Source organism: Candidatus Clostridium eludens, assembly GCF_045310515.1.
GTDB classification, from domain to species: Bacteria; Bacillota; Clostridia; order Clostridiales; family Clostridiaceae; genus Clostridium_B; species Clostridium_B eludens.
This window is the reverse complement of sequence record NZ_JBJHZX010000025.1, coordinates 23,137-39,728: the sequence shown is the minus strand read 5'-3', so window position 1 is coordinate 39,728 and position 16,592 is coordinate 23,137. Positions and strand designations below refer to the sequence as shown.

General features: G+C 31.7%; 12 protein-coding genes. 1 reads left to right on the top strand and 11 read right to left on the bottom strand.

Going from position 1 to position 16,592, the window contains the following annotated elements; all coding sequences use genetic code 11:
- Positions 1-11 precede the first annotated feature (11 nt).
- The 7 genes from ACJDU8_RS16140 to ACJDU8_RS16110 form a co-directional block, all read right to left on the bottom strand.
- A complete protein-coding gene (locus ACJDU8_RS16140) occupies positions 12-2,084 on the bottom strand; it encodes a chemotaxis protein CheW (RefSeq protein WP_406793184.1) in 2,073 nt (690 codons plus the stop codon).
- A 15-nt stretch (positions 2,085-2,099) separates the two neighbouring features.
- Complete coding sequence (locus ACJDU8_RS16135; RefSeq protein WP_406793183.1) at positions 2,100-2,867, bottom strand: CheR family methyltransferase; 768 nt, start codon at positions 2,865-2,867, stop codon at positions 2,100-2,102.
- Positions 2,868-2,871: 4 nt separating this feature from the next.
- A complete protein-coding gene (locus tag ACJDU8_RS16130; protein ID WP_406793182.1) occupies positions 2,872-3,951 on the bottom strand; it encodes a protein-glutamate methylesterase/protein-glutamine glutaminase in 1,080 nt (359 codons plus the stop codon).
- A 23-nt stretch (positions 3,952-3,974) separates the two neighbouring features.
- Entirely contained in the window at positions 3,975-4,463 is a 489-nt protein-coding gene (locus ACJDU8_RS16125) for a chemotaxis protein CheD (RefSeq protein WP_406793181.1), read from the bottom strand.
- Positions 4,464-4,488: 25 nt separating this feature from the next.
- Positions 4,489-4,935, bottom strand: a complete 447-nt coding sequence (locus tag ACJDU8_RS16120; RefSeq protein ID WP_406793180.1) for a chemotaxis protein CheW — start codon at positions 4,933-4,935, stop codon at positions 4,489-4,491.
- A gap of 93 nt (positions 4,936-5,028) precedes the next feature.
- Positions 5,029-6,981, bottom strand: a complete 1,953-nt coding sequence (locus ACJDU8_RS16115) for a DUF342 domain-containing protein (protein ID WP_406793179.1) — start codon at positions 6,979-6,981, stop codon at positions 5,029-5,031.
- A gap of 157 nt (positions 6,982-7,138) precedes the next feature.
- A complete protein-coding gene (locus tag ACJDU8_RS16110) occupies positions 7,139-7,978 on the bottom strand; it encodes an aminotransferase class IV (RefSeq protein WP_406793178.1) in 840 nt (279 codons plus the stop codon).
- A gap of 204 nt (positions 7,979-8,182) precedes the next feature.
- Here ACJDU8_RS16110 and ACJDU8_RS16105 point away from each other — a divergent pair, with 204 nt between their 5' ends.
- On the top strand, positions 8,183-8,824 hold the full coding sequence (locus tag ACJDU8_RS16105; RefSeq protein ID WP_406793177.1) for an HAD-IB family hydrolase: 642 nt from the start codon (positions 8,183-8,185) through the stop codon (positions 8,822-8,824).
- A gap of 95 nt (positions 8,825-8,919) precedes the next feature.
- Here ACJDU8_RS16105 and ACJDU8_RS16100 read toward each other — a convergent pair whose 3' ends face one another.
- From ACJDU8_RS16100 to recJ, 4 genes are all read right to left on the bottom strand, one after another.
- The gene (locus ACJDU8_RS16100; protein WP_406793176.1) at positions 8,920-9,273 is read right to left on the bottom strand and encodes a DUF1292 domain-containing protein; all 354 of its coding nucleotides are present in this window, start codon (positions 9,271-9,273) and stop codon (positions 8,920-8,922) included.
- Positions 9,274-9,556: 283 nt separating this feature from the next.
- Positions 9,557-13,066 carry a pyruvate:ferredoxin (flavodoxin) oxidoreductase gene (nifJ, locus tag ACJDU8_RS16095; protein WP_406793175.1) on the bottom strand — a complete coding sequence of 1,170 codons (3,510 nt, stop codon included), beginning with the start codon at positions 13,064-13,066 and terminating at the stop codon, positions 9,557-9,559.
- Between the two features lie 300 nt (positions 13,067-13,366).
- On the bottom strand, positions 13,367-14,428 hold the full coding sequence (locus ACJDU8_RS16090; protein WP_406793174.1) for an undecaprenyldiphospho-muramoylpentapeptide beta-N-acetylglucosaminyltransferase: 1,062 nt from the start codon (positions 14,426-14,428) through the stop codon (positions 13,367-13,369).
- Positions 14,429-14,718: 290 nt separating this feature from the next.
- Positions 14,719-16,506, bottom strand: coding sequence for a single-stranded-DNA-specific exonuclease RecJ (recJ, locus tag ACJDU8_RS16085; RefSeq protein ID WP_406793173.1), 1,788 nt, complete (start codon positions 16,504-16,506; stop codon positions 14,719-14,721).
- Between the last annotated feature and the right edge of the window lie 86 nt (positions 16,507-16,592).

Genomic DNA, 16,592 nt, shown 5'->3' with positions numbered 1-16,592 from the left:
ATACATCCTCCTTATACCAGAGCAGCAACATCCAGTATTAATGTTACAAGACCATCTCCAAGTATTGTTGCTCCCATATATTCCTTTAAATTTTGTAATGTCTTTCCTAAAGGTTTTATAACAATTTCTCTCTGACCCAGCAGGGAATCTACCATAAGTCCTACAGTCTTTTCTCCCACTTTCACTATTACTATATAATTTTTATTGCTTTTAGATTTTTCAACTCCCAACTTATTATATAACCTTACAAGAGATATTACATTTCCATTATGTATTATAACCTCTTTGTTATTGGTCATTTTTATTAAGTCATCCTTATAGTCTATAACTCTATCTACATAACTTAAGGATATAGCCATAGTTTCATTACCTACACCTACCAACAGCACTTGAATTATCTGCAGTGTAAGTGGAAGCCTTATTATAAATGCAGAACCCTGATCTTTTTCACTTACAACATCTACAGTTCCTCCCAGGGCAGATATTTTTGTTTTAACCACATCCATACCCACTCCCCTGCCAGATATATCTGTTACTTCAGTATTGGTACTGAATCCCTGTAAAAATATAAGGTTTTTCACATCACTATCAGACATTCCCTCGGTATTTATCCCCATGTTTTCTGCTTTTTGCCTTACTTTATCTACAGGTATTCCACTTCCATCGTCTACAACCTTTATTACTGCATTAGTGCCTTCCTGATATGCAATAAGACTTATCTTTCCAGCCACATTTTTTCCCTTTGCAATTCTCTCTTCTTTTGACTCTATGCCATGGTCTGCGGCATTCCTGATTAAGTGAATTAAAGGTTCTCCTATTTCATCTATTACTGTTCTGTCAAGTTCTGTATCTGCTCCCTCAATTACAAGTTCCATTTCTTTGTTAAGCTCTACAGATAAATCTCTTATCATCCTTGGAAACCTGTTAAATACAGTATCAAGAGGCAGCATCCTAATTTTCATAACCAAATCCTGCAGGTCTGAAGTAGTTCTGGCCACTTGCTCTAAAGTTTCATTTAATTCATTTAATTTGTAGTTACTGCTTATTTGTTCAAGTCTTGTCCTGTTTATAACTAATTCTGACACCATATTCATAAATTTATCCAGTCTCTCTAAATCTACTCTTACAGACTGATGTATCTTCTTATTGGATTCTTTCTTAACAGTCTTTTTATTTTCTTTGTCAGGTACAAGGGCAGGTTTTGGTTTTATAGCTTGTGCCCGGGCAGCCTGACTTTGAATGGCTGATTTTATTTCTTCACTTTCACCATCTTTAACCTGCATTTTCTTTATCTTTTCTACTTTTACATCTACCTTCTCTACGGATACTGATTCTACTTCAGATATATTCATTAAAGCTTCATATACTTTGTCTTTGTCACTGGTAGTTAAAAAAGTAAGCTCTATTTCAAAATCAAAATTTTCATTCTCTAAATCTTCCGTGCCTGGAACAGACTTTATTATTTCTCCCATTTCTTCCAGGCTCTTAAATATCAAAAACGCCCTGGCAGATTTTAATAATGTATTTTCACTAAGTACTATTCTTATTTGATATGAATTAAATCCCTTATCTTGTGCCTGTTTAACTATATTTATATCATATTCATTTAATTCTATCTGTAAATTTTTAGTATCCTTTGGATAATTACCATCTTTATCTTTCTGAATTTCCTGTTTCACATTTTCTTTTTCATCCATATCATCTTTTACATTAGATATATTTTCCAATTCCTCTATAATGCCCTGTATAGGAATATTTTCTTCTACACCATTTTCTATATTTTTTATCATTTGTTCAAGGGTATCCAGACACTTAAACAAAACTGTCACTACATCTTGAGTAACCTTTAACTTACCATCTCTAAATCGTGACAGAACATCTTCCATTTTATGGGTCAATTCTCCCACTTCATTAAATCCCATGGTAGCTGCCATGCCTTTTAATGTATGTGCCACTCTAAAAATTTCATTTACTTTGTCTATATTGTCAGGTTCTTGCTCAAGTTGGAGTAGTGATTCATTTAAAATCTGTAAATTGTCCATTGCTTCTTCCAAGAACATAGACATATACTGTGATGTATCCATTATTCCTTTCCCTCCTTATAACTTTCTGTATATAAAGGTAGAAGCCTTCTCAAAGCCATAATCCTTAAAATTATATATACTTTCAGTGGCTCCAACAAATAATAACCCACCTTTTTTCAACGCTTGACTAAATTTTTTATATATTTGGTTTTTTATATCCTGATTAAAATATATTACCACATTTCTACATATTATTAAATCAAAATTACTTTCATAACTCTCTAATATTAAGTCGTGTTTTTTAAAATTAACTAAACTCTTTATACTAGAATTTATAATATATTTATCATCTTTTAGTGTAAAATATCTGCTTAAATATTCTTTTTTCACATTTTTTACTTCTGATAAAGTATATTCACCCTTTTTAGCTCTTTCAATTATAGTGTTATCTATATCTGTAGCCAGTATTTTATGTCTTCCACCTTTTGATAATTCATCTAGATATATAGCTATAGAATAAGGTTCCGCTCCAATTGAACAAGCTGCACTCCATATCTTTAAAGAACTGTTTTTAGGAAACAATTCTTGTTTTAATATAACCTTAAGTTCTTCAAATATATCTGGATTTCTAAAAAACTCAGATACATTTATTGTAATAAAATCTAGAAATTTTTGCCTCTGCGTACTATCTCTTTTTAAGAGGGATATATACTCATCTATGCTGCCTACACCTACTCTAGACATTAAACTGTTTATTCTTCTATGCAGCTGATTTGATTTATAGGCTGATAGGTTTATATTGAATTCTTTTAAAACCCACTGCTCAAAATAGGCCATATCCATAACTTTACCCCCTACCAACTTTAGTTATTTTTAAAACTTCTCTTGCTATTTGATGTATTGGCAAAACAAAATCTACTTTTCCCGTTTCATATGCAACTTTAGGCATACCATAAATGGTAGAGGTAGACTCATCCTGGGATATGGTAACACCCCCATTTTTTTTAATTTCTACAGTTCCTTCCGCCCCATCTTTTCCCATGCCCGTCAAAACTACACTGATAATATTTTCTCTATATACCTTTGAAGCAGATATGAACAGTTTATCCACTGCAGGTCTCACTCCCCAGATTGCAGGTTCCTTATTTAAATGTATTTTTTTATCATTCCATACTTCCATATGATATCCACCAGGAGCTATGTATACAATATTTTTATCAACACTCATGCCTTCCTGTGCTTCTACTACCTTTATATTAGAACTTAAGTTCAGTCTCTCTGCAAAAGCTTTTGTAAAACCTACAGGCATATGCTGTACTACAAATACTGGTATTCCTATATCTTCAGGAAGTTCTGTTATAACCGTGGTCAGTGCCTTAGGCCCTCCTGTAGATGCTCCAATTACTACAGCATCTATTCTTTTAGTTTGAATTTTATCAGCAGCGGCCTCTGTGTAACTTTTATTTTCACGTATTACATGAGTATTCTCAGCATTTTTGCTTTCCTTGGATATGCTTGAATGGGCAACTTTTATCTTTTGTATCAATTCAATTTTCACTTTATCTATATCAAGAGATATGGTTCCAGATGGTTTAGGTAAAAAATCGAAAGCTCCTGCCCCCAGACATTCCATAGTGAGTTTTGTACCTTCTTTTGAAATACTGCTCAAAACTATTACAGGTATGTTTATATTTTTCCTTTTAAGTTCCCTAAGCGCCGTTATACCATCCATCTTTGGCATTTCTACATCCAAAGTTATCACATCCGGCATAGTTTTATAAAAATTTGAAGAAAATTTATCCATAAGATCTTGTCCATTTCGTGCAGTACCTATTACTTCTATAGAGATATCTTCTTTTATCATGTCTGAGATAATTTTTCTCATAAGTGCAGAGTCGTCTACCACTAAAACTTTAATCTTTTTCAAGCTGCTATCACTCCATTAAATTTTTAAATTTCTTTTATCCCCATTCCTACTGTACGTATCTTTACCAATCCATTACAGGTATCAAATATCATAGTTCTGCCTTTATTCCCACCTAGCTCCTGAGATAATATAGAAATAGAGCATTCCTTTAATATTTTTTTTACTGCAGTGCTATTTCTATTACCTATATCCATAATCATATTTTTATCTGAAAAATTAAACATGGATGCTCCCCCTGCTATTTTAGCTTTTAGATTTCTCCTGTTTGAGCCTAATTTTTCTAAATCTTTTATTAAAAGAGGGACAGCCAAATCTGCAAATTTTACAGGATTTTTTAAATTGCTAAACTGTGTGCTGTCCGGCAGCATTATATGTGCTAATCCACCTATACCATTTACTTTATCATATAAAGCTATACCAACACAGGAACCTAGGCCTATAGTTATAAGTCTATGGGGTGAGCTGGCAGTATTCATATCCGCTATTCCTACCTTTATCTCTCTTATCTCCATAAATATTGCACCTTTCGATTTTAAATTATATAAGTTCCTTCTCTTCCTCCGTTAGTATTTTAGAAAGATTTAGAAAGATTATTATTTTATCATTTATTTTAATAAGCCCCTTAATATATCTTTTAGATATTCCTGCTACTATATCTGGAGGTGCTTCAATGTTATCTGTGTTTACATCACTTACTTCAGATACTACGTCAACTATTATACCTATTTTATTTCCATCTTGTTTTGTAACTATAATCTTAGACTGATCATTTTTTTGTTCTCCGTAAAATCCAAATTTTTTAGTGAGAGATATTACAGGAAGTATATTTCCCTCATAATTTATAACTCCATCTACAAAATCAGGAGAATCTGGTAGTTTCGTAGTTTCTTCATATCCTAAAATTCGCTCTATTTCCATAATATCTGTAGCATAATATTCTTCATTTATGCTAAATATTAATACTTTTATTTCTTTGTGGCTCATTTAAATATCCTCCTTAAAATAATATTTAAAACTTGCATTTAATTCAATTTGTTACACAATTATAGCATAATTTCATGTATTTATAATAGGCTTTTAGAGAAGAAATTTGTCCACAATAATGTTGTTATTTTCAATATAAACATGTACATCTTTACTTGGAGAATCCAACATCACTTTTCTTTTTCCCACCTTGAATACAGTATTGTGATATGCTGCATCAGCCCATATGTGACCTTCATTTTCTACTTGAAGTATTGTAGACACCCCTGCCATGCTCCCTACAATTTTACATTTAATCGCTTTTTTTGCCTTTAAAACTCCCCCTCTGGCCACACTTTTTTCCTGTAAGAATTCAATAGAGCCATTTGCCGTAATTTCAGATACATATTCTCCCTCTCCTGTAATTATTATATTGCCAGAACTTTCTATATGAGAGTCCTGGCAATAGGATATGGTTACATCTACAGGAAGTGCCAGTGAATTCTTTAAATATTGTATCTTATATTTAACCTTATCATTTAAATCCTCTAGTTCCAAATAGTTTGTTATACTTATTGGTCCTATACCCATAAGTTTTGTCCTTATGATTTCAACTATTTCCTTTTCTGTATTTTCCTCACACTCATCAGATTCCATATTTAAATCTGTAATTATATTTACGCCCAGTTTTACAAGTACTTTAAATTTATTTTCTAATAGTACTTTTATTATCTCTCCATCTTTTCTATTCTCGCCCAATAAATCATAGGTTTTTATTTCTTTTACAGCTTTAATTAATTCTTCTAAATTTTTATTGAATTCCGCAAGGTAATCTAGAGACTTTATCTTATCTACACAATCTCCTCCGCCATATATATCCGATCCTACAATGCTCCCTTTAATTAAAATATCTCCATTTGCTTTTACCTTGGACCTTTCTACTTCTTTATATACAATAAGGTTATCACCGCATTCAACTTCCATTCCTTCTCTTATATTCCCCTGTACAACCACATCTCCTGTGAATTTTATATTACCCGTACTTAAATCCACATCCTTATTAATTTCATGGACTGGATGTACATGAAAAACACCGTTTTTTATAAAAGGCTTTCCATCTACAACAGCTTCAACTGTATTTTCAGCTTTAATTATACATCCTTTCCCTGCTTTAAGTTTTTTAGCATTACCTTTTTTACACTTCAAAAGTTTTCCTCTTACATCAAATCCATTTTCACCTTCATATCCTTTATGTATTTCTGCAATAATATCACCTTTTTTCACTGCATTTATAGTTCCTATACTTTTAAAATCCACATTTCCCTTTTTATCTTGTTTAAAATCTACAGAATTTTGAAACTTTACATCTATAAAATCATCCTGTCCATCTACAGGTTTTTTTCCCTTTGCCACTAATACTTTTTTATTGATTTTTATGGTATTTTCTAAATTTTCTTCTATTATACCATAAATAATTTTATTATTAGATAATTCATTTTTTATGTCCTCTGCAGTATATTTAGGTGGATTTATAGTTTTAACTATAACAGCATCTAAATTTATCATATGTCCCTCTTTGCTATCCCCTAATGCATAAACATTTTCAGGTATATAGGTAACTTTTACATAGGCTTCCATGCTATCGTCTGATACATATATATCCATTTGCCTTTTAGGCTCATTTTGTTCAAAATTTACCACTATATTGCTGCTGCTAAAAACTTCACACCCCTTTTCTACTAAAACTCCATCTATAAAAAATGACATATTCTTTCCTTTTCGTATTACAGCGGGTTTTCCACCTTCTAAGGGGTCTTTCACAATTAATTTACCTCCTACAACTTTTACAGTACCCTCATTTTTATTTATCTTGTAATCTTCTTTAAAATTCGTTTGTCCTTGAATTTCATCTTCAAAAAGTACCTCTATTACTACCCTTTTTCTAAAAAATAATTTTTTATCCTCCAATATTTTATAATTTAATTCTTTATCTTCGGGAACTTTTAATTCACATCTTGCAAGCTGCAGGCAATTTTCCAGTGAAGTCCCTCTAAATAGTTTTTTCATAAATTTCCTCCTTTTATGGACTAAAAAAGTATAAAGAACAAATTACATAGAACAAATTATGAAGATTTTCGGTGAATACCGAAAATCCACCAAATTTGAACTTTTATATTTGAACTTTAAACTTTGAAAAATTATACTCCTAACTCTTAACTATCATCTATTTATCTCCGTGAGAATACGTAAATTCCTGTATATCTCTATCTATTTCCCTTTGGTATTCTTCCATTATACTTATGAACACTTTGTTCTCTGGAGAACTAAATTTAATATTTTCTACTTTCTTTATAGGTAATACCTTAGGAGAAGTACCTGATATAAAAAGAGCATCAAATTTTTCTATTTCTCTATAATTTATTTTTTGTTCCACCACTTCAAAACCCAGGCGGATGCAAATTTTTATTATAATATCCCTTGTAACCCCTGGAAGTACATCCTCTATGGGTGCTGTTATTACTTTTTCACTTTTTATCATAAATATATTGGACTTGCTCCCCTCTGTAATATTGCCTTTATTATCTACAAGTATTGCTTCAAACACATTGTTATCTTTAATCTTTTTATCTACTTCTTCCCTAAATGTATTATTTATCACCTTGGCATTAGGATTTTTTCTTTCCCCGTGGAAAAAGATAGTATTTACCCCCTCTTTATACCATTCTAATGGTGGATAATAATGCTTTGAAAAGTATGCTAAAAATATATTTTTCTTTGAAAAATTAAATACAATTTTTACATTGCCATTGTAAATTTTATTTACCTTTACAAGCTTATTTATACTATTTTTGATTTCTTCTCCTGTAAGCCAAATTTTCAAACAGGTTATTTTAAAAGAATTCTCCATACGTTCTAAATGTGGTTTTAAAAACAGAGGTTTTCCATCTATTACACGTATAACTTCATATATAGATTTACCTTCTTTAAATACATCCTCTGTGAATTCTTCCTTCCTTTTTATTTCATCATTATACAAAAAAAATTCATTCGAACATTCTCTCACTTTAATCCCTTCTTTAAAATCAAATTTAACACATAATATTTAATTATATTTAACTAAATATTAATATTATTTAGATTTATTTTAGCATTATCTAGAGAAATTTTCCTCCATTTATATAAAATATATTCTATTTAAAAATACAAATTATATTTCCAATCATTTTAAAGTTATGATATTATAACATAGAACGAAGGAGTGATTTATTTGGAAAAACTGGCTATATTTGATGTGGACTTCACTTTAACCAAGAGAGAAACCCTGTTGGAGTTTTACATATTCATGGTAAAGAAAAAGCCAAAACTTATACTATATGCACCTTTTAGTATTCTTTCTTCTATTTTATACCTTCTAAAATTATTTCCTGCGGGGAAAACCAAAGAAAATTTTATTGCATTTATAAACGGAATAGATGAAAATGACATGAAACTGCTAGTAAAAGAGTTTTATGAAAAAAGGCTAAGTAAAATAATTTATACGGATGCACTGGAAACTATAAAAAAACTAAAGAGTGAAGGATGTAAGATATATCTTATATCTGCATCGGCGGAATTTTATTTAAATGAACTATATAACATAAAAGAAGTAGATAAAATACTAGGTACTAGATTTACTGTATCAGAAGGGAAACATAGTAAAAAAATTTCAGGCGAAAACTGCAAGGGAGAGGAAAAAGTAAAGAGACTTATGGAGTCGTTAAAAAAAGATAATATAGAAGTTGATTTCAAAAACTCCTATATGTTCTCAGATTCTCTATCTGACTTACCCCTGTTAAACATGGTAGGAAATCCCTATCTTATAAATTATAAAAAAAACCACAATAAAATAAAAATATTGAAATGGAAATAAATGCGCACAAATAAGTTCTTCTGGGGTTTAAGTGAAGAAAATCATTATTTGATAAAACTCCACCTAAACTTCAGAATCACTTGATTTTATGATGTCTAATCTTCTGATTTTTCTACTAATTCTGCATAATAGGCAGAGACCTCTTCAAATTCTTCATCTTCTGGTATAACAAGCTCCTGCTCATCATCTCCCATTTCTGCTTTAAATAAATATACAGAGTCATTTTCAGGGTTTTGAACTAAAACATACTGTTTATTTTTATATTCAAATTCATCAATTATTTCACAAGAAACTAAATTTCCATTCTCATCTTCCAAATCTACTACAAGATTTTCATGGTCTTCACAACCACAGTCACAATCATGTACCTCATCATGTTCATGGTTTTCACAACCACAATTCTCTTCTTTAGGGCTGCATTGGCAGCTATTTAAATTTTTATCATCCATAAAGTTTACCCGATTTACTTTTTAGCACAATTATGTTAAAAATTAGAATTATTTTGCCGCATAGTATATCAGGAATCTTCACCTCCTTTTACTGTTATGTTCTAATTTTAACCTTAATTGTTCTATAATAAAAGCATTTTTAAAAAAAATATTTTTTATTTAACAAATGCTTAAAATAAAGAACAAAGTTTAAAGTTCAAAGAACAAATAATGAAGATTTGAACCTTGACATTTAAACTTTGACATTTGAAAAAATACCGGGCTATACCGTATTTTTTAGTTGTTAAATTTCATTTGAAAGTTTTTCATAGCCTGCAATTCTGTCTAATGCATCTTTTTTAGTCTTTTCAAATAATTGTTCTGCTGTTTCTGGGAATTGTTTAGCAAGTGAAGAATATCTAACTTCGCCCATTAAGAATTCCTTAAAATCTGCAGTTGGTTTCTTAGAATCTAAGCTAAAGGATTTTTTACCTTGCTCTTTCAATTCTGGATTATATCTGTATAGTGCCCAATATCCACACTCAACAGCTTTTTTAGCTTCGCTCTGACTCTTACCCATTCCATCTTTTAATCCATGGTTGATACATGGTGCATAAGCTATTATAAGTGATGGTCCTTTATAAGCTTCTGCCTCCTGAATAGCCTTTAATGTCTGGTTTTTATCTGCTCCCATAGCAATCTGTGCTACATAAACATATCCATAAGTCATAGCCATCATTCCAAGATCTTTCTTCTTAGTCTTCTTACCACTTGCAGCAAATTTAGCTACTGCAGCTGTAGGAGTTGCTTTTGAAGATTGTCCCCCTGTATTTGAATAAACTTCTGTATCAACTACAAGTACATTTACATCTTCTCCAGATGCTAGAACATGATCTAATCCGCCATATCCTATATCATAAGCCCATCCATCTCCACCGAACATCCAGTGAGATCTCTTAATTAGAAAATCCTTATTGTCATAAATTTCATTTAACAAAGCATCTTTTTTCTTCTGTCCTTCAAGTAATTCTACTATCTTGTCAGCTCTTTCTCTAGTACCTTTTCCATTATCAAAATTTTCAAGCCAGTCTTCAAGAGCAGCTTTAAGTTCTTTACTTAAATTACCTTTTAATGCTTCTTTCATATTTAATGCAATTTTTTCTCTTACTTGTTTAACTCCAAGAAACATTCCAAGTCCATATTCAGCATTATCCTCAAATAAGGAGTTAGCCCAGGATGGACCATGTCCCCTGTGATTAGTTGTATAAGGAGTAGCCGGAGCTGATGCTCCCCAAATTGATGAACAGCCTGTAGCATTAGCTACCATCATTGTGTCACCAAATAATTGAGTTACAAGCTTAACATATGGAGTTTCTCCACATCCTGCACAAGCTCCTGAGAACTCAAGAAGCGGCTTTTCAAACTGACTTCCTTTTATGCTAAATTTATTAAGAGGATTATCTTTATAAGATACTGACACAGCATAATCCCAAGCCTCTGTCTTATCTAATTGTGTATCTATAGGTTTCATAATCAGTGCTTTTTCTTTTGCCGGACATATATCAGCACAATTTCCACATCCTGTACAATCAAGAGGTGAAACAGCTATGGTAAATTCAAGTCCCTTTGCTCCGCTGGCAGCTTTTGCCTCAAATCCAGCTGGTGCTTTAGCTAGTTCTTCTTTATTTGTAAGAACTGGTCTTATTGCTGCATGAGGGCATACAAAAGAACACTGATTGCATTGTATACATTTATCTGGCTGCCATTCTGGAACATTTATAGCTATGCCTCTCTTTTCATAAGCTGCTGTTCCCTGTGGGAATGTACCATCTTCCATTCCAACAAAAGTGCTTACAGGAAGTTTATCTCCATCTTGTCTATTCATTGGATAAACTATCTTTGATATAAATTCCGGTACTGCAAGGGCAGCTGCCGCTTCACCTTCTTCAGCATTCTTCCATGAATCTGGAATATCAACTTTAACAAGTGCGTTAACTCCCTTATCTATAGCTGCATTATTCATATCTACAATTTTTTGTCCTTTTTTACTATAGGAACTTTCAACAGCATCTTTTAGATATTTTACAGCATCTTCTACAGGTATAATATTCGCAAGTTTAAAAAATGCAGCCTGACATATCATGTTTATTCTTCCGCCAAGACCAATTTCTTCAGCTATTTTAACCGCATCTAATATATAAAATTCAATATCATTATTTGCTATATACTTCTTTATTGAAGCTGGTAATTCACTGTCCAGTTCTTCCTGAGTCCAAGTAGTATTTAATAAGAATTTACCGCCTTTTTTAAGTCCTTCAAGCACATTGTACTTGTGAACATAGGATTTATTATGAACTGCAATGAAATCAGCTTTATCTATAAGATAAGGTGATTTTATCTGAGATTTACCAAACCTTAAATGTGAAACTGTTATACCGCCGGATTTTTTAGAGTCATATGCAAAGTATCCTTGAGCATACATATTGGTATGATCTCCTATAATCTTTATAGCACTCTTATTTGCACCAACAGTACCGTCAGAGCCAAGTCCCCAGAATTTACAAGCTGTAGTTCCTTCTGGTGTTGTATTTATATCTTCTCCTATTTCTAAGGAAGTGTTTGTAACATCATCCACTATGCTTACTGTAAACGCATCCTTTGGATTGTCTAACTTCAAGTTTTCAAATACTGAAAGAATATGTGATGGAAGGGTATCTTTTAATCCCAATCCATATCTTCCTCCAACTATTACTGGCTGTCCTTCTTTTCCGTAGAATGCATTTTTAACATCTAGGTAAAGAGGTTCTCCAATTGAACCTGGTTCTTTTGTTCTATCAAGAACTGCAATTTTCTTAACAGTTTTTGGCATTTGATTGAGGAAGTGTTTTATTGAAAATGGCCTATACAAGTGAACTGTAATTAATCCAACTTTTTCGCCCTTTGCTACTAAATAGTCTATTACTTCTTCTATAGCCTCACAAACGGAACCCATAGCTACTATAACTTTGTCTGCATCTTTTGCTCCATAATAATTAAATGTATGGTATTCTCTGCCTGTTAACTTAGTTATTTCTTTCATATATTCTTCAACTATTTCAGGAAGTGCCTCATAGTATCTATTGGAAACTTCTCTTGACTGAAAATATATGTCTGGATTCTGTGCTGTACCACGGGTTACAGGATGATCAGGATTTAAAGCTCTTCTTCTAAAATCACTTACAGCCTTATAATCAACTAATTTTGCTAAATCTTCATATTCTAATACTTCAATCTTCTGAATTTCATGTGAAGTCCTGAATCCATCAAAAAAGTTCACAAAAGGAACTCTTCCTTTTATTGCAGACAAATGCGCTACTGCTGCAAGGTCCATAACCTGTTGTACTGAACTCTCTGCAAGCAGTGCAAATCCTGTCTGTCTTGTAGCCATAACATCCTGGTGATCTCCAAATATGTTAAGAGAGTTTGCTGCTATGGCTCTGGCAGATACCTGAAATACTCCTGGTAATAATTCACCGGCAATTTTATACATGTTAGGTATCATAAGCAGTAGTCCCTGAGATGCAGTATAAGTAGTAGTTAGTGCCCCTGCTTGTAAAGATCCGTGTACAGCACCTGCAGCGCCTGCCTCTGATTGCATTTCCATAACCTTTACTTGTTGTCCAAAAACATTTTTCTTACCCTGGGCAACCCATTCATCAACATGTTCTGCCATAGGGGACGATGGAGTTATTGGATAAATAGCTGCTACATCGGTAAATGCATAGGATATATAAGCCGCAGCAGTATTTCCATCCATAGTTTTCATTTTACTCATAAAAATTCCTCTCCTTGATTTAATATTTGATATACAATTGAATTTTTTATAAATTAAGATTGCAGTGCAAAACAACTGCATTTTTTATAAACTAAATTTTATAAGCTAGCACAAGCAATATACTATAAATGCCTAACCTGGAAAATAAACTTTATTTATAAATAATATATCATTTTTTTATATGTTTTTTCAACCTATATAATATAAATACAGCATATATATCATGTATATTAATTTATGATATAACATTTATCATGATATGTACATACTATTTATTTTATTTATACTAAATATTTTTAATTAATTATATTTTTCTATTAGATTTATAATTTTATTTGTTGCATCTTGTGCAGAACTTGCCTTCATTTTATTTATATATTCCTGTTTTGACATGTCTAATTTTTTCAGCTTGTCTAAAAGGAGTTCAGGGGTCATGTCATCTTCCTGCAATACCATACTATACCCACTTTTTTCAAAGGAATCTGCATTTAGAATCTGGTCACCCCTACTGGATTTTTTGGATAGCGGTATAAGTAAATTTGGTTTTTTTAAAGCTAAAAGTTCAAATATAACATTTGCCCCGGCTCTTGATATTACTATATCCGCTGCATTCATTATGTGAGGCATTTCCTCGCTTACATATTCAAATTGCACATATCCCCTTCTCTCTGTAAGCTTTTCCTCCAAATTTCCCTTTCCACATATATGGATTATGTTATACATTTGCAATAACTCATTTAAACAATTCCTTATGGTATTATTTATAAATTTTGACCCTAGACTCCCCCCTATTATAAGTAACACCGGCTTGTCATTTTCAAATCCACACATTCTCCTGCCTATTATTCTACTTCCGTCTAAAAGTTCCTGTCTTATTGGAGTTCCTGTAAGAACAGCATTATTGCCTCTTATGCTGTCTAATGATTCTGGAAAAGTAACACAAAGCTTAGTACAATAAGGTGAAGATAGCTTGTTTGCAAGCCCTGGAGTTATATCAGACTCATGAATAATAGCAGGAATGCCATTTATATATGCGGCAAAAACTACTGGAACTGAAACAAACCCTCCTTTTGAAAATACTATATTGGGTTTTTCTTTTCTCATTATAAATATAGCCTGAAATATTCCCTTAAGTACTTTAAATGGATCTGTAAAGTTTTTTACATCAAAATATCTTCTAAGTTTTCCACTTGAGATTGCATGGTATTTTATTTTTTCATTTTCTATTATTTCTCTTTCAATGCCATCTTCTGTTCCTATATATTGTATTTCATAGCCTAACTCTTTTAACTTGGGTATTAATGCAAGGTTAGGTGTAACATGACCGGCGGAGCCACCACCTGTTAGTATTATTTTTTTCAAAGTGTAATTCCTCCCCATATAATTTATTACATTCTACAAATAAAGCTTCTGATTTTAGGGAAATCTTACAATTTGCAAGTTTAATTTAGCAAATTTGATACATACAGAAAATTCTGTGATTTTCATTTGGAAATTTACTACATAATAACCCTGATAAAATTCAAATATAAAAATTTTAAAACTATTATTTTAAATTGTCAACTGTTACTGTACACCTTTAACCGTCAGCTGTCAACTTAATAACAAGTAATTCTATGTTAAATTAAAAACTCATTTATGTCTACCTTTTTTTATTTACTTTTTGAAGTTAACCTAAAATCTTTTATTAAAAGTTGAAGATTTTTGCTGCCGTTAAATTCATTAACACAGGGTAAAAATATAAAATCCATTTTCAAACTGCTGAAATTATTACTAAAAATCTTACTTGCATACTGTCTGTCATAAACTTCAAGTATTAATTCTTTAAATTTCTTGCCCCCATCAAAAGCTACTGCATCAATTTTTTTCAAACTATTCTTTAGTCTGCAAAGTAACTTTAATACATTTTTATCCTTTCCCATAAAATAAATTCTAAATACATCTATATTTTTTTCTCCAAATAAAGGCGTTGAGTTACCTTTTCCAAAAGGTTCAAGTTTTTTTATATCTTCTATCATACTAAAAGATATATTTTCAAGAGATATGTTTTTATCTATTCTAATCTTAGGTACTAAATCTTCACATGTGAGATTACAATTTTTATTTAACTCTTCCCTTAGTTTATCTATGTTTTGCTCTTCTATGGATAATCCTGCTGCCAAAGGATGTCCTCCAAATTTTTTAATTAAATTTTTACACCTTACAAGTTCTTCAAACATATTGTAGCCTTCAATAGACCTGCCTGAACCCTTTGGCAAAGTTTTCCCTCTTGTTATTACTATAGAGGGTACATTGTATCTATCTTTAAGCCTCCCTGCTACTATACCTGCTATACTCTCATGGGTTTCCCCCTGATATACTACAAGAATCTTATCCTTTTTTAAACTTGAATTTTCTACTTTATTTACTATTTCATTTAAACTTTTAACTGTCATATCCTGTCTTTGTATATTTAATTCATGAAGTTTTTTTGCAAGTTTAAAGGCCTTATCCGAATTTTCACACAGCAAAAGTTCCAAAGCCATGGCTGCACTTTCCAGCCGCCCTGTGGCATTTATACAGGGACCAATAATAAAACCTATATGGTAAGAACTTATATTCTTATCTTTCAGAGAAGTTTCCTCTATAAGTGCTTTTATCCCTAAGTTCTCAGTGTTATTTATCATTTCAAGTCCATTTTTCACTATTATCCTATTTTCACCTACCAGCTCCACTACATCACATATAGTACCTATGGCAGCATATTGAATAAATTTATATGCCTCTTCTTTTTTTATGCCAAATTTCTTGTAAAGCACCTGAATAAACTTAAAAGCTATACCAGCCCCACAGAGATGTTTAAATGGATATGAACAATTTCCTTGTTTAGGATCTATTACTGCGTCTGCCTCTGGTATTAGGTGTTTTTTTTCACCATTTTCCAAATCCTCAAAAAATATATCGTGGTGATCTGTAATTACCACAGTCATATTAAGCTCTTTAGCTCTTTTAACTTGATCTAGTGCAGAAATACCATTATCACAGGTTATTATAATTTCAATTCCTTCTTGTTTTAACTGTTCTATAGTCTTTATATTTATGCCATAACCTTCTTCTATTCTATCTGGTATATGATATTTAACTTTTGCTCCACACCTTAAAAGTCCACAGTATAATATATAGGTACTCATTACACCATCTGCATCATAGTCACCATATATGGCTATATTTTTATCCTCCACTATGGATTTGTATATTATGTCAGTACCTTTTTCCATATCCTTCATAAACATAGGATTTTGTAGATTATCCATGGAAGGATTCAAGAAATCTTTTATTTGGCTTTCTCCAACAATTCCTCTATTTGCAAGAATTGTTGCCATAACTTCACTTATTCCTGCTTTTTGTGAAATATATCTTACATCTTTATTACACCTTTTAAGCATCCATTTCCCTGTCAAATATTCCTTCACCCCTTTTTGGTTAACAAAAAAATATTGAATATATTAAAAGTCAAGCCATTAAGTGATTCACCATATGACCGACC